Here is a 26392-nt window from a genome sequence, read left to right as displayed (position 1 = left end):
GGGCGGGCATGGCGATGGAGAATTACGACGTCATCGTGCTCGGGGCGGGCGCGGCAGGCATGATGTGCGCCATCGAGGCGGGCCGGCGCGGACGTCGTGTCGTCGTCCTCGACCACGCACAGGCGATCGGAGAGAAAATCCGGATCTCCGGTGGTGGGCGCTGCAACTTCACGAACCTCCACTGCGCTCCGGATCGTTTCATTTCCGAGAACCCGCGATTTGCGGTCTCCGCGCTTTCGCGCTTCACGCCCGAGGATTTCATCGCGCGGCTCGACGCGCATGCCATCGCATTTCACGAAAAGACGCTCGGCCAGCTCTTTTGCGACGGCTCGGCGCGCGAGGTGATCGCAATGCTGGCGCGCGATGCGGCGGCGGCGGGCGTTTCGGTCCGGCTCGGCACGGCGGTCGGCGAGGTCGCGGCGGGGGCCGGGGGCTATGAGGTGACGACGCCGGTGGGCGTTTTTTCCGCGCCCTCGCTGGTCGTTGCGACCGGCGGCAAATCCATCCCCAAGATGGGCGCGACGGGGATCGGGTATGCGATCGCCGAGCGCTTCGGGCTTCGTGTCGTGGCGCCGCGCCCGGGGCTCGTGCCGCTCACCTTCGAGGGCGCGCTGAAGAACATGGCGGCAGGGCTGGCGGGGCTCTCACTGGATGCCGTCGTCACGCACGGGGCGACGCGCTTTCGAGAGGGATTGCTTTTCACGCACCGCGGGCTCTCGGGCCCCTCCATCCTGCAGATTTCCTCCTTCTGGCGCGAGGGCGAGGCGATCGCGATCGACCTTGCGCCGGGGCATGACGTCGCGGCGACGATCGGCGAGGCACGAGGCGCGGGGGCCGGGCGCCAGAAGGTGGTGACCGCGCTCGGGGCGCTGATGCCGCGGCGGCTCGCCGAGCAGATCGCCGCCGAAGCAGGGGCCGCGCTGAGCAACCTCGCCGATCTCACATCCCGCCAGATCGTGGGCCTCGGAACAGCCACCAACCATTGGCGCGTGACCCCCTCGGGCTCGGAAGGCTGGCGCACGGCGGAAGTCACGGTCGGGGGCGTTGCAACGAGCGAACTCGATCAGCGCACCATGGCAGCGCGCGCGAGGCCGCACGGGCCCGGTTTCGGGCTCTACTTCATCGGCGAGGTGGTGGATGTCACCGGCTGGCTTGGCGGCTACAACTTCCAGTGGGCGTGGTCGTCGGGCTGGGCGGCGGGGCAGGTGGTCTGACGGGCGGTTGCCGCGTCGATCGGACTAACTGAGCGCGATCTCGACGTAGAGGTCGCCGATCTCCTCGCTTCGAAGTTTGGGCATGCCGCGACCGCGCACGCGGAATTGCTTGCCGTCCGTGGTGCCGGCCGGCAGTTTCATGCGCAGGGAATCCCCGGTGAGGGTGACGATATCGACTTCGCCGCCGTGCTCGGCGAGTTCGCGAGAGACCGAAACTCGGCGCAGGAGATCGGCACCGTCGCGAGTGAAAACCGGATCCGGCGCAACGCTGACGCGAATGAAGAGATCGCCTGTGACGCCCGTCGCCGGGTCGTGCTCGCCTTCGCCGGCGAGGCGGATGCGGGTGCCGCTTTCGATCCCCTTGGGAATGTTCACCTTGAAGGTGCGTTTCACCATGCGCACACCGTTGCCCTGGCAATCCTCGCACGTCTGGCTGCGCGGCGGCAACTTGCCGTTGCCGAAGCACGTCGGGCAGGCCTTCTCGATATTGAAGAAGCCCTGCTTGTCTACGATGCGCCCGGTTCCCGCGCACGTCTGGCAGGTGAGTTGTTCCGGCTTGCTCGCGCCACGGCCGTTGCAGGTTCGACAGAGGCTTCTGAGCGGCACCGTCATGTCGGCCGTCTTGCCGGAATGGGCTTCGGCGAGCGTGATCTCGAGGCCTATCTCGGCTGCTGTCGATGCTTCGGCGGACTTCTTGCCGAAGAAGCTGTCGAACATTGCGTTCAGGTCCTGCCCGTCGGCGCCCTTCGTGGCCGGAGCTTGCGGTGTCAGGCCGCAATCGGCGAGAAAGCTCGCGGCGTCCGCCATCACATCGCCGTAGCGCAGCGTGTGATAGCTCCTGAAACCGATCGGCAATGGACTGTCGTCGAGGCTGATGGGCAGCAGCTTGTCGTGCTGGCGGGCGAGGTCGGCCTCGTCGCGCACCCAGACCGAGGTGATGGAGGCTGCCGACCAGAGCACCACGACCTTGCGCGCAGCGACCAGTTCGCGCTCGATTTCCTGGTGGAATGCGGCGCCGCCCTTCAAGCGACGGTCCCACCAGACGGTGAGGCCGTGGCGCTCGGCGAGTGCGGCAACCGCCTCGGCCCGCTCCCGGTCCTCGCGTGCGTAGCTGATGAAGATATCCGCCATGATCCGCTCTCTCGATCTTTCGCCGACCATTGCCGTGATTTGCCGGCGTGGCAACCGGTGCCTGGACTGCATTCCAATGAGTGTTACAATGATGCGCTAATTCACTCATTCATCGGTGAGCGGGCTCTGCCGCGGAGCGGAACTTGGGGTCCATTGCGGAGACTTGGGGATGGCTGAAAGACGCATGTTCGCGACGTTCATTCGGATGCTCGCGGCTGTGGTGGTCGCGGGCTGGCAGGGGGCGGCCTGCGGTGCGGCTTACGCGGGCGAGCGTTTCGCGGTCCTCGTCGTCAACAAGGAGTATCGCCACGCCAGCCCCGTCGCATTCGCCGATCGCGATGCGCAGGCGGTCGAGGAACTGCTCACCACCGTCTACGGGGTGCCGCGCCGCAACATCGAGCGCATCGACAATGCCACGCTCGGCGACCTGCGCACGCTCTTCGGCAGTGGTCAGGGTCAGCGCCTCGGGCGGGTCGCCGGCATGGTGCGGGGCGGGACGGCCGAGCTCTTCGTCTACGTCGTCGGGCATGGTTCGCGCGAGAGCCGGGTCGGGGGCGTGTCGGTGCCCTATCTGATCGCGGCCGACACCGATCCGAGCCAGCTCGAGGATTCCGGCTACTCCGTCGACCTCCTCGTCTCGCAGCTCGAGCGCGTCAAACGAGAGGTCCTGCCCGAGGGCAAGGTGACGCTCGTGCTCGAGAGTTGCTTTTCGGGGCGCAGCAACGCGGGCGACCTCCTCGGCAACCGCAGCGCGCCGCTCCACGGCGCGCCCGTCGTATTGTCGCACCGGCTCGGTGCCGGAGCCCCTGTCGGGGTCCGGGTGCTCGCGGCGGCGCAAGGCGACCAATACGCGGTCTGGGATGGCCAGCACGAGATGAGCGTCTTCACGGATGCGCTGGTCTCCGGCCTTTTCGGTGAGGCGGACGATGCGAACCTCGGTGGGGATGGCGACGGCAACGTGACGGCGGGCGAACTCGGGAACTTCCTCGAGCGGCGCATGGCGCGGCGCCTCGCGCGCATCGAGGCCGGTGTCGTGCAGACGCCCGACCTCGTCGGTCTTTCCAGTGACGAAGTGCTCGCGAACGTGCAGGGCCAGCTCTCCTGGATCGCCGCCGAGGAGCGCCGGCACGGCGAGCGTCTGCGTTCGGCGCTGCTTCTGGCCAAGCCCGACGAAGGGGCCATGAGGCGGTACCTCGAGGACTGCCTCTATTGCCCCAACCAGGACGAGGTTCGCCAAAGGGTGCAGTCGATGCGGCGCAGCGCCCGCATGTGCGAGTTGGAGGCGCCGACCTCGCAGTCGCTGGTCACCGAAGGCAGTGTCGATTCCATCAAGGCGTTTCTCGGCACGTGCGAGTGCTGCGCCGAGCGTGCGGCGCTCGAAGCGCGCGCCGCCGAGCTGGAGCGGGTGCGCACGGCGGCGCTGAGCTTTGTCGGAAATATCTCGGCGGCGGCCCTCGGCGCGCCGAGTGGCGTCGACGGATCGGGGGCGCGAGGCGTCGGCATTGGGGTGTCGGCGAATGTTCCGCTTCCGGTGCCGGGCGCTGATGGTGCGCCAGTCAGGGGCAATTCGCTCGCGGGCCGGGAGCTGATCGCCCGCATTCAGAGTGCGTTGATCGAGCGCAAGTGCCTCTCCGGTCGAGCCGACGGCTCCTGGGGGCCTGCGAGCCGGAGGGCGATTGAGCGATTTGCCGAAATGCACCGTGACCGCGGCGATATCGAGATCGATGTGGACGCGGGCCCGGTGCCTGCCCTGCTCGATCTCATCGAGGCTTCAGCGCAGCCCTGTGCACCGGCCAACGTCGCTACGACCACCCCGGCCACCACGGCGGAGGAGCCTCGCAACCGGACGGCGCCGCCGCCCCGCACGACCCCGCGCAAACAAGAGCGGGTGGAATGCGCGGCGGGCCAGAAGCGAAATTCGCGCGGCGCCTGCTACACGCCAGCCGAGCCGCGAAAGCCGCAGACGGCAGCCCCCAAGAAGACCTCACCGGCGCCGACGCGCCAGGCGACGCCCAACGCCTCGGCGGCAAAGAAGCGAACCGCATCCACGGGCAACTGCCCGGCCAATGCGACGGCGGCGAGCCTTTCCGTCTGGGGGAGGGGCAGCATCTCGACGGGTGACTCGGTCTCGGGACGCCATCCTTGCGGGCGCCGTCTCTCGTGTACAGGTGGATCGACGAGGACAGGGCGGCCGCGCACGTGCTCGTGGCTTTAGACGTCCGACAGTGGCAGGCCGGGCACGCGCGAGAATTAGCGCACGGGGCAGGGGTCGCCCACGGCCCGTCCGGCACGGGGCATGCACGGATCGCTCTGGCGCTTCCACAAGTAGAGGGCAGGGCCTAGGATTGTTCTACTGCGGCCGGTTGGCCTGCCGGCCCGGGTTGGAGGACGAGATGAGCAGGACATCCCGACTGTCGTTCGCCGGCATGATGCTCGCGGCATTCGCTGCCGGGCTCGGAGGGCTCGTCACGATGGCGGCCTCGGCGAGCGCCAAGGAGCGCTTCGCCATCATCGTCGCCAACAAGGACTATCGCTACGCCAGCGAAATCCAGTTCGCCGAGCGCGATGCCCAGGCCATCGAGGAACTGCTGACCACGGTCTATGAAATCCCGCGCCGCAACATCGAGCGCGTCGACAATGCCTCGCTCGCCGACCTCAAGGTGCTGTTCGGCGGTGGCAACAGTCTCGGGCGGTTGACCGGTCTGGTGCGCGGCAAGGATGCCGAGCTGTTCGTCTATTTCGTCGGGCACGGCTCGCGCGAGACGGCCCAGGGTAGCAACCAGTCGATCCCGTATCTGATGGCGACCGATTCCGAGCCGAGCCAGCTCGCCGTTTCGGGCTATTCCGTCGACACGCTGATCTCGCAGCTCGAGCGACTCAAGAATGAACAGATGCCCGAAGGCAAGGTGACGCTCGTGCTCGAAAGCTGCTTTTCGGGTCGCAGCAATGCCGGCGATCTCGTCAAGAACCGGAGCGCGCCGTTGCATGGCGCGCCGGTCGTCCTGGCGAGCCGCACCGCGTTGACGTCGTCCTCCATTCGCGTCCTGGCCGCGGCCCAGGGCGACCAGTTCGCGGTCTGGGATACCGGCCACCGCATGAGCATCTTCACCGATGCGCTGGTTTCCGGCCTCTTCGGGGAGGCGGACGAAGCCGACTTCGGCGGCGATGGGGACGGTGCGATCACGGCCGGCGAACTCGAGCGGTTCCTCGAAACCCGCATGTCGCGCCGTCTCAAGGCTGTCGAGCCGGGCGCTGTGCAGCGTGCCGAACTGGTCGGCGCCGAGCCGGGTGAGGTGCTCGCGAACCCCGGCGGTCGCCTGCCCTGGATCATCGCCGAGGACCGCAAGCACGACGAGCGGCTGCGCTCGGCGCTGCTGCTGGCCGAGCCCGACGAGACCAAGGTTTCGGGCTACCTCGAAAGCTGCCTCTATTGCCCCAACCGCACGGAGCTGCAGGACCGTCTGCGGCAGGACCGGCTCAATGCCCGCATCTGCGCGCGCGAGCGGGAGACGGCCGACGTCATCCTATCGAGCCGCAGCGCAGCGGCCGCCGACGCCTATCTCGGCAGCTGCACGTGCTGCTCCAAGCGCAGCGAACTCGAGGCCATGCTGAAGGAGCTGGAGGAGGCCGCCAAGGTCGCGGCGCTCCCGGCCGCCAGCGCACCGAGCCAGAGCTCGGCCCCGACCGCGCCCTCACTCGGGCAGGCGCCGACGCTTCCGAGTGTTCCGGGCGCGCCCGCGACGGCTGAGCCGACGGTTCCAGCCACGCCGACCCAAAAGGTGGCGTCCGCCGATCCGACCCAGGTGGAGAACGAGCAGCCGGCCCTCAGCTCCTACCAGATCATCACGCGCCTGCAGCAGGCGCTGATCGAGAAATCCTGCCTCTCAGGACGGGCGGACGGGATCTGGGGCCGCAACAGTGCCGGGGCGCTCGAGCGCTTTGCCGAGTACAGCAACGAGGCGCTGGACGACCAGGAGCCGAGCGCAGACCTGCTCGAGGCGATCGAGACGTCGAAAGTGGTGTGCGACACCGAGCCGTCCGTCGCCCGGCGCACGAGCCCGCAGGCCAGCGAGCCGCGCCGCGCCGAGTGCGCCGAGGGCCAGAAGCGCAACTCGCGCGGCAAGTGCTACACCCCGCGCAGCACCCGTACGGTCAAGACGGCGCCGAGCGAGGCGACACCGACGCGGACCCGGAGCACGCCGTCCCGGACCACGACCACCCGGCGGACGACCACCCGGACGAGTTCGCCGAAACCGAAACCCGTCGTTCGGGCGGCGCCGAAGAGAACGCCGACGCGCAGCGCAACGCGCACGGGTGGACGCAAGCCCAAGTCCAACTGCTCGGAGGCGATCACGACCTCGTCGCCCTGGCCGGGCTGCTGAGTGCCGGGTCCGCGCTCCGCGCGGACCTGTTCCCTCAGGTGCGGCGTGGGCTACGGCTTTGCCCGGTCGCGTTCGGTTGCACTGCGGACCCGGCCCCAAATTGGCGCTTGGACGTAGCCTCGGCTTGTCGCACCTTGCGGCCGCGTCTATCTCACAGCCATCCGCCGACGGGGCGGCAGGGAGGCGCGGCGGCGGATGGGGCTCGCAAGCTGGACGGCAGAGCGGCTCGAGACCGCGCGTGATCTGGTGCGCCCCACGGTGCGACTCGGCGTGACCGGGCTTTCGCGCTCGGGCAAGACGGTCTTCATCACCGCGCTGGTGCACAACCTCCTGGACGGTGGCTGGCTGCCCTTCTTCGAGCCGGTGGCACAGGGGCGCCTCAAGGCGGTCGTCCTGATGCCGCCACCCTATTACGACGATCTCTTTGCCTACGAGCGCTATATCCGGGCCCTGACGGGGCGCCCCGCGGGCTGGCCGGAGCGCACCGACAGCGTCAGCGAACTGCGCTTGCGCTTGACGTACGAGCCGCGCGCGGGTCTCCTCGCCTTCCTCGGCGAACGCACGCTGGACGTCGAGATCGTCGATTATCCCGGTGAATGGCTGCTCGATCTGGCGCTGCTGGAGCGCGATTATCTCACCTGGTCGCGCGAGGCGTTCATTCTCGCCGCCGGCCCGGCCCGGCGCAGCCTGGCGGCGCGCTTTCTCGCCTTCATAGAGTCGATCGAGCCGGACGGACCCTTTTCCAGTGATACCGCCTACACTGGAAGCGCGCTCTTTCGCGATTACCTCAAGGCCTGCCGGGAGGATCGCCACGCGCTCTCGACCTTGCCGCCCGGCCGCTTCCTCGAGCCGGGGCGGGATGCGGAAAAGCCGCTCATGAATTTCTTTCCTCTGCCGCTGCCGAATGACGAGCGGCCGCGGCCGGCGCGCGGGGGGGCGGTGACGCTGCGGGATCAGCTCGACGCCTGGTACGAGGCCTACAAACGCGAATACGTCAAACCCTTCTTTCGGGACCATTTCTCGCGGCTCGACCGCCAGATCGTGCTGGTCGACGTCTTGAAGGCGCTCAACGCGGGGCCGGATGCGATCGAGGATCTCGAACGGGCCGTCAGCTCGATCCTTCCGGCATTCAGGCAGGGGAGCGGAAACTGGCTGACCCGGCTGTTCAGCCCCCGCATCGACCGTGTCATGTTCGCTGCCACGAAGGCCGACCATCTGCACGCCACCGGATATGATCGGCTGGAGCGGATCATGGGGCGGATCGTGGAGCGGGCCCGCGCACGCGCGAGGGATGCCGGCGCCGAGGTCGGGGCGCTCGCCATCGCCTCGGTCCGGGCGACGCGACAGGCGGTCGTGACGCGCGACGGCGAGACACTGCGCTGCATCGCGGGCGTGCCGATGGCGGGTGAAACGATCGATGGAAAACGCTACGATGGCCGCACCGAGGCCGTGATCTATCCGGGCACGCTGCCGGAGGACCCCGACGAGGCACTGCGCAGCCGGCGCAACATCCGCTTCGTGCGCTTCCTGCCGCCGCCGCTCGAGCCGGGCGCAGGTGAGACGGGCGGAGCGGGCGGGCGCGGCGGTGGCGCGACGCTGCCGCACATCCGCCTCGACAGGGCGCTCCAGTTCCTCATCGGGGACAAGTTGGCATGACGGGACGGGGGGACGATCGCGACCGGGAGCGCGGGGGAGGGGATCCGAAACCGACCGCGTTCGCGCCGGGCGATGCGGGCGTGCGCTTCGAGGACGAGCGGCGGGACGGACCTTTTGGTTTGACGGACGATACGCCGGGCGATGCGCTGCCCGCTGGCGCCAGATCGCCGCGGGGCGTCGCCGAGAAGGGCGCAGTCTGGATCGCGTTGTTGTTCGCCGCGCTCGGCTCGCTCGTCGCGCTCGCCACCGGCGTCTGGCTCACCGATTTCGTCGCCGATCTGATGCGCCGGGAGGGCTGGCTCGGCTGGACGGCGCTTTCACTCGTGCTTCTCGCGGGGCTCGCCGCCGTCGGGATCGCTGTCCGCGAAATCGCCGGGCTCTGGCATCTGCGCCGACTCGGGCGCGTGCGTCAGGATGCCGAGGAGGCGCTCCGGCAGGACGACGGCAAGGCCGCGCGGCGCGCGCTCAACGGACTGCGCACACTCTATCGCGAGCGCGAGGACATGCGCTGGGCGCTGACGATGCTCGCGCGCCAGGACGGGGGCGTGCTGTCCGCCGGAGAAGTGCTGGTGCTCGCCGATCGCGAGCTTGCGCAGGCGCTCGATGGGCGGGCGCGCTCGATCGTTGCCGATGCGGCCAAGCGCGTCTCGGTTCTGACGGCGCTTTCGCCGAGCCCCCTGCTCGACATGGCTTTCGTTGCGGCCCAGACGCTCGGCATGCTGCGGCGCCTCGCCGAACTCTACGGCGGGCGGCCGGGGTTTTTCGCCTCGCTTCGGCTGGTGCGCAAGGTCGTCACGCACGTCGTGGTCACCGGCGGGATCGCATTCACACTCGATCTCGCGCAGGATATGATCGGCAAGCGGCTCGTCGGGTTGGTTGCCGGTCGGCTCGGGGAGGGCGTCTTCAACGGGACGCTGACCGCGCGGCTCGGGTTGGCGGCGATCGCGGTCTGCCGGCCGCTGCCGCACATCGAGAGCAAGCCGGCGAGCCTACGTGCGATCATCGCTGAACTCGTCGGCGGCGCGCGGGTGCGCGGCGGGGCGAGGGAGGAAGGTTCGCCCGGGCAAGAGGGGACGGGCAGGAAGGCGTGAGTGTCGCATCGGGGCCGCAGTGACGACTGTCCCCGGGCACGGCGCCGGGATCGGCGGGAAGAAGGAGGAAAATCTCATGAAGCGTTCGCCGTTGTCATCAGTCGGAATGCGGTCCGCACGTGACTTCCGGCTGCGGCGCCTCTTCGTGGCCGTGCTCGGCCTCCTTCTTGTCGTGGTCGCGGGCCCAGGTGTTCGGGCCGACCAGCCGCCGCGCGATGCCCAGGACTGGAACGGGGCCGAGATCGTCTGGCACGACTACGCGTCGGGGCTGGCGCAAGCCGAGCGCACCGGCAAGCCCGTGCTCACCGTCTTTCATGCCAACTGGTGTCCGCACTGCCGCACCTTTCGCGCGGTGTTCAAATCGCCCGACATCGTCTCGCTCGCCAAGTCGTTCGTGCTCGTGATCGTCAACATCGACGACGAGCCGGCCATCAATCGCAAGTATGCGATCGATGGCGGATACGTTCCCCGCACGATGGTGCTCGACGCCAAGGGCGTGGTGCGCACGGCTCTGCGCGACCAGCAGGCGCGCGAATACCAGTACTTCGTCGACCCGAGGTCGCCGGACGCGCTGCTCGAGCTCATGTTGCGGGCGATGTAGGCCGGCAAACAGCAGGCGCAGATGCGCGGCTTCGGCGCGCGGCGTTGGCGTGTGCTTGCGATCGAAAACTCGGTGCGGGTATTGTCTTCCTCACCGGCAGGGGCCCCACGCGATTGCCCCTCGAGGCGACAGCCCAAACATCGCGTCCTCGATCCTGTCCACGATGTATTCCATTGCTGGGCGCGCGATGTCTTCGGCGAGACACACGACTGGCCCCATGATGCGGGCCTGGCCTCGGGATCCGGTCTCGGGCTGGAATCGCGGATCGGCAGTGGAGGCGGGGCATGACGGTGGGGCAGGAAGTGCCGGTTCGCGAGGGGCCGAGCTTTCGCGAGGCGCTCGGTGTCTGGGCGCGGATCGGGTTGCTGAGCTTCGGGGGGCCGGCGGCGCAGATCGCGCTCATGCACCGGATGCTGGTGGATGAAAAACGCTGGCTCGACGAGGGGCGCTTTCTCAACGCCCTCAGTTTCTGCATGCTGCTGCCGGGGCCGGAGGCGATGCAACTCGCGACCTACGCCGGCTGGCGGCTGCATGGCATCGCCGGTGGTCTCGCGGCAGGGCTCCTCTTCGTGCTGCCGGGGGCACTGGTCGTTCTTTTCCTTTCCATGCTCTACGTGGCGCTCGGTGACGTGCCCGTGGTCGAGGGCTTGTTCCTCGGCGTCAAGGCGGCGGTATTGGCGATCGTCGTCGAAGCACTCGGGCGTATCGCACGGCGGGCGCTCGTCGGCGGTCTCCAGCTTTCGATCGCGGCTGCGGCGTTCGTTGCGATTTTCCTCTTCAACACGCCGTTTCCGATGATCGTCGTCGTGGCCGCTCTCGCCGGGTTCCTGACGCCCGGGGCATTGACCGGGAAAAGGGCAACCGGGGCGGACGCCGACGTGGCGCGTCTAGCGGCGGGGCATGTCGGGGCGAGCCTGCGCACCGCGGTTGTCTGGCTCGCCATCTGGCTCCTGCCGCTCATCGTCCTCGAGTGGGGGAGCGCAGGGGGATTGTTGGCAGACCTCGGTTGGTATTTTTCCAAGCTGGCGGTGGTCACCTTCGGTGGGGCCTACGCCGTGCTTGCCTATATGACGCAGGAGGTCGTGGCGGTGCGGGGCTGGCTGACGACCGGCCAGATGATGGACGGCCTCGGGCTTGCCGAGACGACGCCCGGCCCGCTCATCCTGGTGACCGAGTTCGTCGCCTTCGTTGCGGCCGCCGGGCGAGAGGGCAATCTGTGGCTCGGCGCGGCGGGAGCCGTCATCGCGCTCTGGGCGACATTCGCTCCCTGTTTCCTCTGGATCTTCGTCGGTGCGCCCTACGTCGAATGGCTCAACGGCCAGCCGCGTCTCAAGGGCGCGCTCGCGGCGATAACGGCGGCCGTCGTCGGTGTCATCGCCAACCTCGCGATCTGGTTCGCGCTGCACGTGATTTTCCGTTCGATCGTGCCTGTCGAGGTCGGGCCGGTTCGTTTCGGGGTTCCGGAGTTGTCGAGCATCGACCCGCTGGCGGGCGGGCTGGCGCTGATCTGCGGCGTGCTGCTGTTGGCGCTGCATCGCAGCGTGCCCGAGGTGCTCGCCGTTGCCGTCGCGCTGGCGGCCGGGGCGACGCTGGCCGGTTTCTGAAATTCGCCTCAGCCGGCCGTTGCCAGGACCTGCTCGATCGCGGCGGCGTGGCGGAACAGCTCGACCTCGCCATGCGGGCGCCCGACGAGCTGGAGCGCGAAGCCCTCGCCGTTCGCGCGCGGGCCGACGGGAAGGGTGACGACGGGTAGCGTCGTCATGGTGATGGCGTAGGCGATTGCCAGCCAGCGATAATATTCCGCGTAAGGCACGCCGTGGCCGTAGCCTAGATAACGCTCTGCGAGGGGCAGGTGCGTGACGATGGCGGCTGGCACGACGAGGAGGTCGTAATCCTGCATGAAGGCGGCGGCGAGCCGGAAGCAGTGGCCGTGCCAGGCGATGGCATGACGGATGTCCTCGCCCGTGAGTGAAAGGCCGCGCTCGATGTTCCAGACCACCTCGGGTTTCAGAACGTCACGATGACGCTCCAGCGTTGCCTCGTGGCCCGTCGCATAGCCGAGGGCGCGAAGGACGTCGAAGGCATGGTGGACACCGGCAAAATCGGGGTGCGCGGGCTCGACGATGGCACCGGCCCGCTCGATTGCGAGGAGCGCGGTCTCGAGGCGATCGCGAACCTCGGCGGTGGTCTCCGTTATCCCGAGGTCCGGCGAAAAGGCGATGCGGGCGGGCAGGGCCGGTCGGCGGACGGCCTCGACAAGGCCGGCCTGCTGGCGCGGTTTTGCGAGGGGGGCCCGGGCGTCGAGCCCGCTCATGGCGTCGGCGAGGAGTGCGAGATCGGCGATGTCGCGCGCCATCGGACCGTTCTGCGCCAGGACGTCGAAGGCATTGGCACCGGGGCTGGTTGCAATGAGGCCGGGCGAGGGACGCAGGCTGGTGACGCCGCAGAACGCGGCCGGGGTGCGCAGCGAGCCGGCAAGGTCCGATCCATGCGCCACCCAGGCCATGCCCGCCGCGATCGCCGCCGCCGCGCCGCCGGACGAGCCGCCCGCCGAAAGGTGCGGCGCGGCCGGGTTCCGGGTCGGTCCGAAGACATCGTTGAAGGTGTTGCCGCCGGCGCCGAGCTCGGGCGTGTTCGACTTGGCATAGACGATGGCGCCCTCCGCCTCGAGCCGCTCGACGAGGAGATCGGAGTCGACGGGGATGTGCCCTGAAAAGGCCAGAGAGCCGAACGTCGTGCGCACGCCCGCGACCTCGGTCAGATCCTTGATCGGGATGGGCAGGCCGGCGAGCACGCCCCTTTCGCCTGGGGACCGGCTCAGGAGATCGTCGGCAAAGGTCCGCGCCCGCTCGAAGCAGAGCGTCGGCAGGGCGTTGATCTCGCCATTGCGCGCCGCGATGGCGGCTTCGAGCGCATCGAGGCAGTCGTGCGGAGTGACGGTGCCCTCCCGCAAATGACCGACGACATCGCGGGCGGGCAGCGCGAGTAGGCTCTCGGTGGTCATGGTGATCCCGTCAATCGACTGAGGCATTTGCCGCGGGCGTGATGATGCGGCGTTCCCCGTCAATCTACCACGATCCTGGCAACGTGGCGCGCCCCCTTCGGCTTGGCGCTCGCGTGTCGGCGGTTGCTCCCGGCACCATCCAGATCAAGTTCGATCCCAAAGAAATCGTTAAATTTCCGTTGACTCCCATAACTTCCCATGTAATCCCATGAGTGCCCGTCCGTAACGGGGCGCGTCGAGGGGGCCGACAGAGCGAACACGCTCGAGGCCACGAGCGATGATCGCCGCGGCTCCCTCGCCCCACACGGGGCAATGGCAGGACACGGCGGCCAGGTCGGCGGGGAATGCGCAAGATACGGGCTTTGGCGCGGGAGTCCGGCCGCGCCAGTCGGCAAGCACAGAAGGCCCCGTGCAAGCAGGATGAGGGAACCGAGGCGCTCGGAAGGTGGGATGGATCGCTTTGTCTCGACGTTCACCAACAAGGTCGACGCCAAGGGACGGGTTTCCATTCCGGCCAGCTTCCGCGAGGTCCTGGCTCGGGATGGCTATGAAGGCGGCATCTACTGTTACCCCGCGCTCGATCGTCCGGCCCTCGATGCTGGCGGCGAAGTGCTTGCGAAGAAGATCGATGCCCTGCTCGCGGGTCTCGACGACTATTCGGACGAGCGGGACGAACTCTCTGTCGCGCTCTATGGCGACGTCCAGGTGCTCAAGATCGACGGGGACGGCCGCATCGTCCTTCCTTCGGAATTGCGCGAGCATGCGGCCATCGAAGGGATGGTCACGTTCGTGGGGCTCGGACAGAAATTTCAAATGTGGGAGCCCGGCCGCTTCGAGGCTCATCGCGCGGCGGCACGAGAAAAGGCGCGCGACCACAAACGGCTGTTCGGCGCGGGGGGCCGTCCGGAAGAGGGCCCGGACGGCAACGAGGGAGCACGGGGACGATGACGGGTGGCGGCGAACCCCAGTCCGCGGGTGCCGCAAGCGGACACACGCGTCACGTTCCCGTGCTGCTTCGCGAAGTGCTGGAGGCGCTCGCGCCCGCCGACGGTGAAACCTACATCGACGGCACCCTCGGGGCGGGCGGCTATACGCGGGCGATCCTGGAGGCGGCCAATTGCCGGGTGCTCGCCATCGACCAGGATCCGGACGCGGTCGCGGAGGCGGCGATACTCGTTGCGCGCTTTGCTCCAAGGCTGATCGTCGAGCAGGGCAATTTCCGCAGTCTCGATCTCATTGCCGGCGCGCACGGCCTCGGACCCGGTTCCCTCGACGGTGTGGTGCTCGACGTCGGGGTCTCGTCGATGCAACTCGACGACGGCCGCCGGGGCTTTTCCTTCATGCGCGACGGACCGCTCGACATGCGCATGTCGCAGGCCGGCGAGAGCGCGGCCGAGTTGGTCGCGACGGCGGGTGAAGGGGCGATCGCGACGATCCTCAGGTCGTTCGGCGAGGAGCGGCGGGCCGGCGCCATTGCGCGTGCCATCCTGCGGGAGCGACAGGCAGCGCCGATTTCGACGACCGGTGAGCTCGCCGCGCTCGTCGAGCGCACCATCGGGCGGCCGCCCGGCGACGACAAGCACCCGGCGACCCGGACCTTCCAGGCGCTGCGGCTCTATGTGAACCACGAACTCGATGCGCTCGCCGAGGCGCTCTGTGCGGCGGAGCGGGTGCTGCGCCCGGGTGGCCGCCTCGCGGTCGTCAGCTTCCATTCGCTCGAGGATCGCATCGTCAAGCGTTTCATGCGGGCCCGCGCCGGTCGCCAGGCCCGTCCATCGCGGCATCTGCCGGAGCGTTCGGAGCAATTCGACGAGCCCGGTTTCCGGATCGTTAACCCTCGCCCTTTACACCCTGGTAACGACGAGATCCGCGCCAACCCGCGCGCCCGCTCGGCCAGCTTGAGGATCGCGGTGCGAACCGCGGCCCCGGCCAGGGCGATGAGCCCGCAGGAGCTGGGGGTGCCGACGGTGCGGCGCTGATCTCGAGACCCATTCCGGATCGGAAGGTTGCAACCCGTGCGTCGTCTCCTGACCCTCATCATCGTGCCGGCGACCCTGGCTATGGTCTTCGCGCTCTATGCGATCAAGAACGACACGCGCCTCCTCGACGAGCGCGTCGGGGAGCTGGCGCGAATGATCGAGCGCACCCGCGCGGAGGTGGCGACACTCAGAGCCGACTGGGGCTATCTCACCGAGCCGGCGCGGATCGAGCGGCTCGCCCGCGAGCATCTCGGCTATCGCCCGATGCAGCCGGACCAGATCGTCAGCCTCGAGGAGGCCGGACGCCGGCTCGGTCGGGGCAATTCCCACGGCGGAACCTCCGAACGCCGGCCCGATGGGCGGCTCTCGGCGGTGATCGATGGGAGCGTTCGGCCATGAGCGGACGCTCTGCCTCCGCGGCCGACCGGGTGCGAAAGGTCGTGCATGGCGCGCCACCGCCGCCGCCCCGACCCGTGGGCGCGGAGGCCGACACGAGCCGTCCCGGACGCGGCCGTGGGGTTGGTGGTGGGGCCGTCTCGCGGCGCCGGCTGGCGGCATTCACACTCGTCATCATCGGTGCCTTTTGCGCTGTCGCGCTCCAGCTCGGGCGGCTCGGGCTCATTTCGCAGGATCGCCCCTCGCTCAGCGTCGCGCGCGCCGGCGAGCGCTCGTTCGCCCGGCCCGATATCGTCGACCGCCAGGGCCGGGTGCTCGCGACCGACATCGTTTCACCGGGGCTCTTTGCCGATCCGCTGCACGTCACGGATCCCGATGCCGTGGCGCTCGAACTCGCCAACCATATCGATGGTCTCGACATCGAACGGCTGCGTGGCGAACTGGCGGATCGCTCGCGGCGGTTCGTCTGGATCCGCCGGGGTCTGACTCCGGCCAAGGCGCAGGAGATCCACGATCTCGGCCTGCCGGGCCTCGCCTTCCGTCCGGAGCTGCGCCGCGTCTATCCCGCCGGGCGGTTCGCCGCTCACGTTCTCGGAACGGTCAGCATCGACAACCTCGGAACCCTCGCGATCGAACGTCACATCGACCAGACGGTCGGCATCGACGCTGTCGAGCCGCCGGGACGATCGCCCAAGGCGCCGGTGGCGCTCTCGTTGGATCTGGCGGCTCAGCATGCGCTGCGCAGCGAACTCGAGCTGGCGATGGCGGAGAACCAGGCGGTGGCGGCGGCCGGCCTGGTGCTCGATGCCACCACCGGAGAGGTCGTGGCGATGAGTTCGCTGCCGGATTTCGATCCGAACCATTCGGGCGGTGCGCTGGTCCCGGAGGCGATCGACCGGCTGACGCGGGAGCGTTTCGAACTCGGCTCGGTGCTGAAGCTGGTGACGGTCGCCGCCGTCCTCGATGGCAGCCATGGCGGGCTCGAGACGTTCTACGACGCCAGCGCGCCGATCGAGATCGCCGGGCGCGTGATCCGCGACGACCATCCGCAGAACCGGCCTCTGACGCTGCAGGAGGTGTTCCTCAAGTCCTCCAACATCGGAGCAGCCCGAATGGCCGAGGCGGTGGGGCCCGAGGCACTGCGGGACTTCATGGATCGGATCGGGCTTTTGCGGCCACTGACCAGTGAACTCGGGGCGATGGCCGAACCTCTGCCGCCTGTGCGTTGGGACGATCTCCATGCCATGACGAGCGCCTACGGTCATGGCATCGCACTCGCTCCCATGCATTTCGCGGCGGTGGCGGGAACCCTCCTCAACGGTGGGCATCCGATCTATCCGACGTTCCTCAAGGTGCCGGAAGGGCGTATCGACTATCGCGCGCGGCCGGTCATCTCGCCCGAGACGAGCGCGCGCCTCAGGGCCCTGATGCGGCTCAACGTGACGTCGCCACAAGGCACCGGACGGCGGGCCGACGTGCCGGGGCTCGATGTCGGCGGCAAGACAGGCACCGCCGAAATCCCGACGCCCGAGGGCTACAGCAAGGAGCGGGTCATCGCGAGTTTCGTTGGCGCGTTCCCGGCCCACGAGCCGCGTTACATCACCTACGTGATGCTGTTCGAGCCCAAGCACACCGACGCCAATGGCGCCTCGAGAGGTGGCGGCAGGACGGCAGCGCCCGCCACCGCACGTCTTATCTCGCGGCTCGCTCCGATCCTCGGCGTCACGCCGCGACCGCTCATGGCGGATTTCTGAGCAGACGTCTCGGCTTGCGCCGTTCGAGCCAAGCTGTTGCGGTGAAGTCACGGTTCGCTCCCCGGGACGAGCCTCGCTGGCCTGTGCGGTGTGATCGGAGGGGGCGGTGCCGTGTTCCTGCCGCCTTTGCAGCCGACATCTCAGAATCATGGGTCAGCATCCGATCGAAATTGCTATAAGGCCAGCAACTCTGTCGGAACCGGCGGCATTGCGGGCGCGGTCGTCACGAGTGCGGTGGCGTTCACGGGGTCGGCAATGCCAGCCGATCTCTCACAAGTGATCGTTCTTCGGTCGCGAGGGTGGCGCAATCGGACGCGCAGGTCTTGCATGCATCGATGGCGTCACACACCTGGGCAGCGAAGTCCTCGAGGAGGGGATGTCAGGGACATGGGAATTGGGATGCAGGGACACCGCAGGGTAGGCCTACGTCTGGCGGCGGCAGCCATCACCGTGCTCTGCCTCGCTGCGAGCGGTGCCTCGCCGGCCGCCGCGCAAGGACGGGACTCGGGCGACTGGATCCAGCAATGGCTGAGCGGTGGGCGGCCGCAGTCGACGAGCCACTCCTCGGGTGCCTCGACAACCGCCGAAGAGCGCGCGCGCGAAGCAGCCCGCCTCGATGCGTTCCTGGTCAACGAAACGACGTTGCTCAGCCACGATACGATCATGGCGCTCGATGCCGCGATCGAACACCATCGGCGGATCGTCGCGGATGGCGGCTGGCCGGCGATGCCGCGCCACAAGGGCGCGTGGCTGCGTCCAGGGGCCCGCGACGAACGCGTGCCGCTGCTGCGCAGGCGGCTGGCGATCTCGGGCGATTTCCGTGGCCGGCGCGATGACGGCTGGCAGTTCGACGACGAACTCGAGGCGGCGCTGAAGAGGTTCCAGGTGCGGCATGGGCTGCGGCCGAACGGGGTCGTGGACGTTGCGACGCACAACGCCCTCAACGTGCCGGCGGACGAGCGGCTGGCGACGCTGCAAGTCAACTCGCTGCGCATCCGCACATTCTACGAGCGCGTGCGGGACATGCCTCGCTATGTCATCGTCAACGTGCCCTCGTTCGACCTGCAGGCCGTGCGGGGCGGACGCGTCGAACTCTATTCCAAGGTCATCGCCGGCCGCGAGGCGGCGCAGACCCCGACGGTCGAGGCGAAGATCCGTGGCCTGAATTTCTTTCCCTACTGGCACGTGCCGGACAGCATCGCGCGGCGCGATCTCATCCCTGCGGTGATGAAGGATCCGGAGTATCTGCGCCGCGAGCACATCCGCGCCCTCACGGATTGGAAGGGTGAGGAACTCGATACCACCTACATCGACTGGTCTATGGTCGACACCGAGAAGGTCAAGTTTCGTCAGGATCCGGGCGATCACAACGCGCTCGGCCTCGTTCGCATCGACATGCCCAACGAGCACATCGTCTACCTGCACGACACGCCGCTGAAGAAGCTTTTCGGGCGCAGTTCACGTTCGTTCAGTGCCGGGTGCGTGCGGGTCGAGCGGATCATCGATCTTGCGACCTGGCTGGTCGCGGACGACCCGACTTGGAACCGTGCCCGAGTGGACAGCATCCTGGCCGGTGGCATTGCGGAGGATGTCGTGCTGACGGAGCCGGTGCCGGTGCATTTCGTCTATCTGACCGCCTGGGCGAATGGCGGTGGCGAGGCGCATTTCCGGCCCGACCTCTATCGCCGTGACGGCACCGGCGAAGTGGTGATCGCCGAATACGAGGACGAGCCGTCCGAGCCGCGGGTCCAGATCACGCCCTGAGCGGGGTGGTTGCGTCGTCGCCGTCGGGTCTCCTTCTTCGACCCGTCCGACAGCCTACGGCCACCGCCTCAGAACCAGCGCTCGCCGACGGTGATCACGTCGCCAGGCAGGAGGTCTTCGTCGAGCCGCAGTTCGTGCGTCTCGCGGTTGCCCTCGATGACGCGCGTCACCCGCAGCCCGAGCTTGTCGGCACGCGGCGTGAAGCCACCCGCGAGCGCCACGAGGCGGCGCGCCGTGAGACCCGCCGAGTAAGGGAATTGACCGGCGCTGCGGACCTCGCCGAGCACGTAGACCGGGCGATGCGCGGCAATCTCGATGCTCACCTTGGGATCGCGGATGTATTCCACGGAGAGGCGGGCCGCGATGCGGGCTTCGAGTTCGAACGTGGTCAGGCCGCGCGCCTTCACCGCGCTGATGAGCGGTACGGAAATGAATCCCTCGCCGTCGAGCGTATAGACCCGCGACAGATTTGGCTGGCCGTAAACGAAGACGCGGACCTGGTCGCCGGTGTCCAGACGGTAGTTGAGTGCTTGGACCGGCTCGATGGCGGTGGTCGTGGTCCGGCGATCGATGTGGACGGGTTCGCCATAGGCGTGCTCGACCGGCTCGGAGTAGGTATCGTCGGACGCGGGTTCGGGTTCGGCATGCGAACGGTGGGAGGCGATCGCCACCGCGATGACGGCCTCCTCGTCGCTGAGAGCGACGTCCTTCACCGAGGTCTGGCCCATGTGGCTGCAGCCAGCGAGAAGAGCGGCAAGCAGCAACACAATGCTCCCAACGCGTACCGACATGACACGTCTCCGTACAACAACGTTCCGGGGACGGTTCTAGGCGCTCATGGTTAAGAAACTCTGATCGCTCGTGTTTTTCTCGGACACGTTAAAGCTTTGCTTACCGGTCGAGCGCGATTCTCCGAATGAATGTGATTTGGAGGCAAGCGACATGGAGCGGGAAACGCATGCGGCTCCCGGCCCATCGGCTGGTGTCATCGACCTGTGGGGCGCCGTGAAGCGCAACCGCGTGCGCCTCGGTGTGGCGGTGCTTCTGGCCGGGGTCGGCACGTATGGAATCCTGACCCAGGTCACGCCCCTGTACCTGTCCACCAGCCTGATTTCGGTCGCCGCCGACGACGCGGGCAATGCGGCAGTCCTGGCCGTTGCCGCGCGGGCACGTGAACCGGAGACGCAGGCAGCCGTAATCGCTGCCCTCTCGGACGCGCAGCGACGGGCACTCGATCCCGCGATGCATGCGCCCCGCCGGCTCGACCCCCTGGTCGGGCGATTCACCGGTGGACCGCGTGAATATGTGGGGGGCGCGCTCGAGGAACCGGAGCGACTGCGGATCGCCCTCACCCGAGGTCTCGTGGTCAAGGCGAGTGCGGCCAACGGCTCGTTGCGCATCGGCTTCCTCGGCCGCGACCCTCAGCTGGCTGCCGATGTGGCGAATGCGGTCTCCAGCGTGCTCGCCGCGAGCGGGACAAGCGCGGGGCGGCCTAATTCCGCGGCCGCCGCAGTGGTGACGGCTGCGAGCAATTCGCCCGAAATCGCCGCCCTGGAACTCGAGATCAGAGGGCTCGAGTCCCAGATCGCAAGGGCCGAATCCGATCTTGTCGCGGCCACCAGTGTGCGGGAGCAGGCGGGTGCCGCGCTCGAGCGCGCGTCGGCACCAGCTCCGACGGCGACGGCGCCGAGGTTGCGCGGCACGGGTCAAGAGCCCGCGACAACGGCGGAGATCGAAGCGGCACGGGCGGCCAGCCGTGAGATGTCGGAGCGCATCAAGCGGCTCGCGGTTATGCTGCAGGATGGAACCGCGGAGACTTCGCCCGAGGTGCTGCGCTCGCCGGTCGTTCGCCGTCTCATCGCGCAGCGGCTGGCGGCCGAAGAAAAGGTGAGCGAGCTTGCCGCCACGTTGCTTTCACGCCATCCGCGCATGCAGCAGGCCAATGCCGAGCTCGAGGGCGTCCGTCGTCAGATCCGCGAGGAGATTCGTGGCCTGCAGAGGGCCATGGAGAGCGAGCTTGCCGGACTCGTTGCGCGCCAAAAGGTGCTCGAGGAGGAGGCGCGTCTCACGCCGCCGCCAAGTGCGCCTCGCGCAGAGGCCGGCGTCGGCACGCGCGGCGCTGCAACCGGTGCGGCCGGCGACGAGGACCCCGGCGGCCGGTTGGCGATGATGGACGCCGAGATCGCGCTCAAGAAGCGCGGCCTGGCCGCCCTCGGTGAGCAATTGGCCATTCTCGAAGCCCGGTTGACGGGGCTCCGTGCAGCGGCGCTCGGCGGCGATGACGTCGCCAACCCGAGCGTGGCCGGAGCGACTGCGTCGGACGGCGGGCGGGTCGTGATCGTCAACCGGGCCGATCCAGCGGCGAGTTCCGTGCTGCCACGCAAGGCCGCATGGTCGCTGCTCGCGATGGCGCTGACCCTGCTGATCGGTCTCGGTGTCGTGCTGCTGACCATCGTGCGCGGGGGCGGTCGGGCAGCGCGGCGGATGCGGCGTGGCCTGACGGTGGCGAGCGGCGGGCCGGAGAGCGGCGAACGTGGCGAACCGGCCCAGCCGCGTCCCGCGGCCGGCGGGCTTCGCGCGGCCGCGCAAGGCCCTGTGGTGAGCCGGGACGAGATGGCAGCACCGGACGACGCGGAGGGAGCAAAGAGAGTGTTCGCCGCGACCGGCAAGGAGCCAACCGGCGGCGAGCGAACCACCCAACTCGACGATTTCGCCTGCGTCGTCGGTCAAGTCGACCGTCTCGCCAGCGAGGGGCCGGGCCTCAGGGTGATGGTGAGCGCCTACGAACGGGCGGCGGACGGAGCGAGTGAAGCGGTTGGTCTGGCGGTCGCCTGCGCGAGGTCGGGACGGCAGTCGCTGGTGGTCGGGTGGGGCTCGGCGGGCGAGGTGCTGGCGCGCCGTCTCGGCGTTTCGGCAGCGCCTGGTATCCACGAGATCCTCGAGGGCACGATCGGCTTCGAGGAGGCGCTCTGTGTCGACCCGCGCAGTGGGCTTTTCATCCTGGTGATGGGCGGGTCCGCCAACGGCCGTCCCGCGGCGTACCCGCGCGATCAGATCGAGATGCTTTTCGATGCCCTCGACGAGAGCTTCGATACCATCACGATCCTCGCGGGACAGGACAGCGGACGAAGATTGCTCGAGGCGCTCGACGGGCGCATCGACGCCGGTGTTGTCGTGGTCGACGAGCGACGGCGCGGCGGCCGGGCGGTGGAAGCCGGCTTTCTCGGCTACGATGTTGCCGACCTGCCGGTGTTCCGGGTTGCGGCTGGCAGCGGGCGAGCGCTGGTTCCGAGCGTCGAGCGCGAACTCATGGCTTCCTGAGCCCGCTCGAGACCTGCTCACCAGGGCCGGTTGCTCGAGGCGGCATCGCTGCGTGACGCGCGAGAGACATCTGTGGCCGCAACGCACATATCACGCGGCAGCTGTCGGCAATCGACGCGACGGCGTTGCGCCACGCGGAACGAGGTGTCTTAACTCCTCCTCGCGGGTAGGAGCGGGAACCGATGATGGCATCGCGTGGCGGGGTGTTGGATCGCACCGTCGGGGCATTGGCCGCGGGTGCGAGGGCGAGGACGGCGGGTATGCTTGCGGGCGGCCTCGGCGCGATCCTTCAGGTGGACTACGTGCGGCCCGATGATGGCCGGACGTTCGTCGCCCCGACGCATGCCGCCCTGACACCGCGCCAGCTCAAGCTCGCCATCGACGCGATCCGAGCCGCCGACATCGACATCATTTCGCTCGACGAGGCGCACTGGCGGCTCGTGGAGGGCGATTTCGAGCGGCGCTTCGTCTGTTTCACGCTCGACTGCGGATATCGCGACAGCATCATACATGCCTATCAGGTGTTGCGGGACAACGACGTGCCGCTGGCGGTCGCGTTCGCCACCGATTTCGGCAGCGGGGCGGGCGAACTCTGGTGGGTGGCGCTCGAGCGGGTCATCGACGAGGTCGCCGAACTCAAGGTGCGGATCGACGGCGAACTCAGGGGCTTCATCTGCGATTCGCTGGCCCAGAAGCGGGCCACCTTTTTCGCCATCTTCAATTGGTTGCGCACCATCGAGGAGGAGTCGGCGCGCCGGTTCGTGCGCGAAATCTGCCGTGGCATCGGTCTCGACGTCGCCGCGCTCTCGCAGGACGCCACCATGAACTGGCAGGAGGTCCGCATGCTCATCGGCGATCCGCTGATGAGCCTCGTGGCGCAAGGCGTGCGCCATGTCGCGCTCGCCAGTCTGCCGCAGGCGCAGGCGGAATTCGAGATCGGCGAAGCACTCGCGCGCATCGAGACGGCGACGGGCGTGCGCCCGCGCCATTTCGCCTATCCGTTCGGCGATGCGACCTCGTTCGGGCCGCGCGACCAACGGCTGGTGCGCGAGATGGGGCTCAAGACCGGGCTCACCCGCATCGCGGCGCCGCTCGGACCCGAGCACGTCGGCAACGTCTTTGCCCTGCCGCGTCTGCCGCTCGACAAGCGCTTTGCGAACGAGAGCTTTGCGGCAACGTTCCTGGCAACGGCCGGGCATGCCGTGCGGCGGCTGGCGAGCGGCGGGCGGGCGGCCTGACACGCTGCGGCCCGCGGCTCGCGGTCGCCAGGTGACCACTCCGGCAACGCCGCTCAGGGCGTCGCGCTGCCGTCGCGGCGCCGCCGGGCCGGCAGGAAACGCCCGGTCTCCATCCACGTGACGAGGAGCCCCGCGATCGGCACCCAGGCGAGCCCCGCGACCATGTAATAGAGGAACTCCACGGCGCCCGAGGCGCCTTCGAGTACGCGCGCGCCAACGACCATCGCGAGGAGCGCGTAGATGGTTATGTAGACGAGCAGCACGATTGTGCCGATCAGCTTGCGAAGACGTGCGGGCATTTGGGCCTTCTTGCTCGTTCGGGCGGACAGGGTCATCGGAGCATACCGCGTTGCGGGTCGGTTGCCACGAGTAACCTCAGAGGGGCGCAAGACGCGGATCGGCTTGACCTTGCGGTCGGATGGCGGCAGGCGGTTGTGGCGGTGATCCGGCGCCCCGGCGTGCGCCGTTCGCTTGTCGGGTGCGGCGTTCGCGTCGTCGTGCCGGGTATTGGCGAACGTGATACGGAGCCGGCGAGGAGGCGAAGAATGAGCGCGACCGATGCGGACGTGGCGGCCAGCTCAGACGACCGCGAAGGGCGCCAGGAGCGGCGAGCATGGCCCGGCTTCGTTCGCCTCTGGCTCTACCTCGTGGCGGCGCTGGTGCTGGCCGTCGCCGTGGTCGGCGGGGCGACCCGGCTCACCGACTCCGGGCTCTCGATCACCGAATGGAAGCCGATCCTGGGTGCCATCCCACCGCTCGATGAGGCCGATTGGCACGACGCCTTCGAGAAATACCGGCAGATCCCGCAGTACCAGCAGATCAACAAGGGTATGAGCCTCGAGGAGTTCAAATTCATCTACTGGTGGGAGTGGGGGCATCGTCAGCTCGCCCGCTTCGTCGGCCTCGCCTTCGGGTTGCCGCTGCTCGTTCTGCTGGTGCTCCGGCGGATACCGGCGGGTCTCGCCGGGCGCCTCTGCCTGATCCTGGCGCTCGGCGGCCTGCAGGGCGTCATGGGTTGGTACATGGTGCAGAGCGGGCTCAGCGATCGGGTCGACGTCAGCCAGTATCGCCTCGCCGCGCACCTCGGGCTCGCCACCGTCATCTTCGCGGCACTGGTCTGGACGGCACTCGGGTTGCGGCCCCGCTCGGATCCGCTCGGCGGTGTGGGGGCCTGGCAGGGTGGCGTGCCGCTCTGGCTCCGCGTTTCGAGCGTCGCCCTGGTTGTCGGCATCATCCTGCAGATCCTGCTCGGTGCACTGGTTGCCGGGATGAATGCGGGCCTCTCGCACAACACGTGGCCGCTCATGGACGGGGCCTTCATTCCGGACGGGCTGCTGGCCATGCAGCCGGCCTGGCTCAACGTCTTCGAGAACGCGCTGACGGTGCAGTTCAACCACCGCATGGCGGCCTATGTGCTCCTCGCCTTCGGCCTCGCGCACGTCGTCGCCGTCCGGCGCAACATCGGCGATTCACAACGGGTGCGGTTCGCGGCTGGCGCGCTGGCGGTTGGGCTCGTCGTACAGGCGGGGTTCGGGGTTTGGACGCTGCTGGAGGCCGTGCCGCTCTGGTTGGGGCTCGTGCACCAGGCGGGGGCCTTCGTGGTGCTGGCGCTCGCGCTCTGGAACCTGCACGCGGTGTTGCGTGAGCCGGGTGGCGGCATCGTCGCGGGCGCGGGTGCGGCCGCCGAGGAACGCGATTGACAACGACGTCCCGCGAGCCGGTTCAGGGAAAGAGCGCGATCTGCTCGAGGCCCATCGTCTCCGGCAGGTCGAACATCAGATTGAAGTTCTGGATGGCCTGACCGGCCGAGCCCTTGACGAGGTTGTCGATGGTCGCGACCACGATGGCGCGACCCGGAATGCGGTCGGCAAAGACGTTGATGTGGCAGGCGTTCGAGCCGCGCACATTCTGCGTTGCCGGGATGACGCCCTTGGCCAGCACGTGCACGAACGGCTCGCCGCGATAGCTCGTCTCGAGCGCGGCGCGCAGGTCCTCGGCCCGCGCGCCCGGCGCGAGGCGCACGTGGCAGGTAACGAGTTCACCGCGCGACATCGGCACGAGGTGGGGCGTGAAATTGACGCGCACGTCGCCGCCGGTGACGCGGGCGATCTCCTGCTCGATCTCGGGGGCATGGCGATGCTTGGCGATGCCGTAGGGCGAGAGGCCCTCGCCGGCCTCGCAAAAGAGCACGTTCTGTTTCAGGCTCCGGCCGGCCCCCGAAACCCCCGACTTGGCGTCGATGATGAGATCGTCCGGGGCGATGACGCCAGCGGCGAGGCCCGGCAGAAGGGCGAGCAGCGTCGCGGTCGGATAACAACCCGGGCAGGCGACGAGCCGGGTGGCAGCGATCGCCTCGCGGTAGTGCTCGGTGAGGCCGTAGACGGCATCGGCCAAGAGATGCGGCGCGGGGTGGGCCACGCCGTACCACTCCTCGTAGACGGCCGGGTCCTTCAGGCGGAAGTCGGCGGACATGTCGACGACCTTCACGCGCGCCGGCAGGCCGGCGATGATCTCGTGGGCGGTGGCGTGCGGCAGGCCGCAGAAGGCGGCGTCGACGGCGCTGAAATCGACATCCTCGACGGAAACGAGATCGGGAAGGTCGAGGCCCGCGAAATGGGGGAAGGCCTCGGCGAGGGGACGGCCGGCATTGCTCTTGGCCGCGAGAGCGACGATCTCGATCGCCGGGTGGCGGGCGGCGCGACGCACGAGGTCGGCCCCGGTGTAGCCGGAGGCGCCGATGACGGCGATGCGGATGGTTTTGCGGTTGGCCATCATAACCTCTTCAAGTGCGGCTCTTGCCCCCTCGCGGCACGACTGATCGATTTCACGCCGCGTCGCGTAGCGCGTCCTGAGGACGCTTC

The 26392-nt window shown here is 68.5% G+C and carries 20 protein-coding genes; 15 read left to right on the top strand and 5 right to left on the bottom strand.

Annotated elements, in window-relative coordinates; genetic code table 11:
* The first annotated feature begins 14 nt into the window (after positions 1-14).
* Positions 15-1214 carry an aminoacetone oxidase family FAD-binding enzyme gene (locus GC150_06705; protein MBI1384582.1) on the top strand — a complete coding sequence of 400 codons (1200 nt, stop codon included), beginning with the start codon at positions 15-17 and terminating at the stop codon, positions 1212-1214.
* Positions 1215-1238: 24 nt separating this feature from the next.
* Here the strand turns inward: GC150_06705 and GC150_06700 are convergent, their stop codons facing one another.
* A complete protein-coding gene (locus GC150_06700; GenBank protein ID MBI1384581.1) occupies positions 1239-2417 on the bottom strand; it encodes a TIR domain-containing protein in 1179 nt (392 codons plus the stop codon).
* Between the two features lie 97 nt (positions 2418-2514).
* Between GC150_06700 and GC150_06695 the strand changes: the two genes are divergently transcribed.
* From GC150_06695 to chrA, 6 genes are all read left to right on the top strand, one after another.
* A complete protein-coding gene (locus GC150_06695; GenBank protein ID MBI1384580.1) occupies positions 2515-4560 on the top strand; it encodes a hypothetical protein in 2046 nt (681 codons plus the stop codon).
* Complete coding sequence (locus tag GC150_06690; GenBank protein ID MBI1384579.1) at positions 4070-6727, top strand: hypothetical protein; 2658 nt, start codon at positions 4070-4072, stop codon at positions 6725-6727. The genes GC150_06695 and GC150_06690 overlap by 491 nt, the downstream gene beginning before the upstream one ends.
* Positions 6728-6922: 195 nt before the next feature.
* Entirely contained in the window at positions 6923-8383 is a 1461-nt protein-coding gene (locus tag GC150_06685) for a YcjX family protein (protein MBI1384578.1), read from the top strand.
* The gene (locus GC150_06680) at positions 8380-9474 is read left to right on the top strand and encodes a TIGR01620 family protein (protein ID MBI1384577.1); all 1095 of its coding nucleotides are present in this window, start codon (positions 8380-8382) and stop codon (positions 9472-9474) included. Before GC150_06685 ends, GC150_06680 begins: the two co-directional genes overlap by 4 nt.
* Positions 9475-9550: 76 nt before the next feature.
* A complete protein-coding gene (locus tag GC150_06675; protein MBI1384576.1) occupies positions 9551-10075 on the top strand; it encodes a hypothetical protein in 525 nt (174 codons plus the stop codon).
* A gap of 284 nt (positions 10076-10359) precedes the next feature.
* On the top strand, positions 10360-11679 hold the full coding sequence (gene chrA / locus GC150_06670; protein ID MBI1384575.1) for a chromate efflux transporter: 1320 nt from the start codon (positions 10360-10362) through the stop codon (positions 11677-11679).
* An 8-nt stretch (positions 11680-11687) separates the two neighbouring features.
* Here the strand turns inward: chrA and GC150_06665 are convergent, their stop codons facing one another.
* Complete coding sequence (locus tag GC150_06665; GenBank protein MBI1384574.1) at positions 11688-13106, bottom strand: amidase; 1419 nt, start codon at positions 13104-13106, stop codon at positions 11688-11690.
* Between the two features lie 423 nt (positions 13107-13529).
* On the opposite strand from GC150_06665, the gene mraZ reads away from it, so the two are divergent.
* The 5 genes from mraZ to GC150_06640 all read left to right on the top strand — a co-directional run bounded on the left by mraZ (position 13530) and on the right by GC150_06640 (position 18972).
* The gene (mraZ, locus tag GC150_06660) at positions 13530-14027 is read left to right on the top strand and encodes a division/cell wall cluster transcriptional repressor MraZ (protein MBI1384573.1); all 498 of its coding nucleotides are present in this window, start codon (positions 13530-13532) and stop codon (positions 14025-14027) included.
* Complete coding sequence (gene rsmH / locus GC150_06655; GenBank protein ID MBI1384572.1) at positions 14024-15058, top strand: 16S rRNA (cytosine(1402)-N(4))-methyltransferase RsmH; 1035 nt, start codon at positions 14024-14026, stop codon at positions 15056-15058. The genes mraZ and rsmH overlap by 4 nt, the downstream gene beginning before the upstream one ends.
* A gap of 36 nt (positions 15059-15094) precedes the next feature.
* Positions 15095-15457 (top strand): hypothetical protein, encoded by a 363-nt coding sequence (locus GC150_06650; GenBank protein MBI1384571.1) that lies wholly within the window; start codon positions 15095-15097, stop codon positions 15455-15457.
* The gene (locus tag GC150_06645) at positions 15454-17208 is read left to right on the top strand and encodes a penicillin-binding protein 2 (protein MBI1384570.1); all 1755 of its coding nucleotides are present in this window, start codon (positions 15454-15456) and stop codon (positions 17206-17208) included. Before GC150_06650 ends, GC150_06645 begins: the two co-directional genes overlap by 4 nt.
* 255 nt (positions 17209-17463) lie before the next feature.
* Positions 17464-18972 (top strand): L,D-transpeptidase family protein, encoded by a 1509-nt coding sequence (locus GC150_06640; GenBank protein ID MBI1384569.1) that lies wholly within the window; start codon positions 17464-17466, stop codon positions 18970-18972.
* Between the two features lie 68 nt (positions 18973-19040).
* On the opposite strand, the gene GC150_06635 is transcribed toward GC150_06640, so the two are convergent.
* On the bottom strand, positions 19041-19763 hold the full coding sequence (locus GC150_06635; protein ID MBI1384568.1) for a polysaccharide export protein: 723 nt from the start codon (positions 19761-19763) through the stop codon (positions 19041-19043).
* Between the two features lie 151 nt (positions 19764-19914).
* Between GC150_06635 and GC150_06630 the strand changes: the two genes are divergently transcribed.
* Positions 19915-22293, top strand: a complete 2379-nt coding sequence (locus GC150_06630) for a hypothetical protein (protein MBI1384567.1) — start codon at positions 19915-19917, stop codon at positions 22291-22293.
* A 182-nt stretch (positions 22294-22475) separates the two neighbouring features.
* On the top strand, positions 22476-23531 hold the full coding sequence (locus tag GC150_06625) for a polysaccharide deacetylase family protein (protein MBI1384566.1): 1056 nt from the start codon (positions 22476-22478) through the stop codon (positions 23529-23531).
* Positions 23532-23584: 53 nt separating this feature from the next.
* On the opposite strand, the gene GC150_06620 is transcribed toward GC150_06625, so the two are convergent.
* Positions 23585-23830 (bottom strand): DUF2842 domain-containing protein, encoded by a 246-nt coding sequence (locus GC150_06620; GenBank protein ID MBI1384565.1) that lies wholly within the window; start codon positions 23828-23830, stop codon positions 23585-23587.
* A 246-nt stretch (positions 23831-24076) separates the two neighbouring features.
* On the opposite strand from GC150_06620, the gene GC150_06615 reads away from it, so the two are divergent.
* The gene (locus tag GC150_06615; GenBank protein MBI1384564.1) at positions 24077-25231 is read left to right on the top strand and encodes a heme A synthase; all 1155 of its coding nucleotides are present in this window, start codon (positions 24077-24079) and stop codon (positions 25229-25231) included.
* 22 nt (positions 25232-25253) lie between these two features.
* Here the strand turns inward: GC150_06615 and GC150_06610 are convergent, their stop codons facing one another.
* Positions 25254-26303, bottom strand: coding sequence for an N-acetyl-gamma-glutamyl-phosphate reductase (locus tag GC150_06610; protein ID MBI1384563.1), 1050 nt, complete (start codon positions 26301-26303; stop codon positions 25254-25256).
* Positions 26304-26392 lie beyond the last annotated feature (89 nt).

Source organism: Hyphomicrobiales bacterium (genome assembly GCA_016125495.1).
In the GTDB taxonomy this organism is placed as follows: Bacteria; Pseudomonadota; Alphaproteobacteria; order Rhizobiales; family RI-29; genus RI-29.
This window is presented reverse-complemented; position numbering and strand designations above follow the sequence as displayed.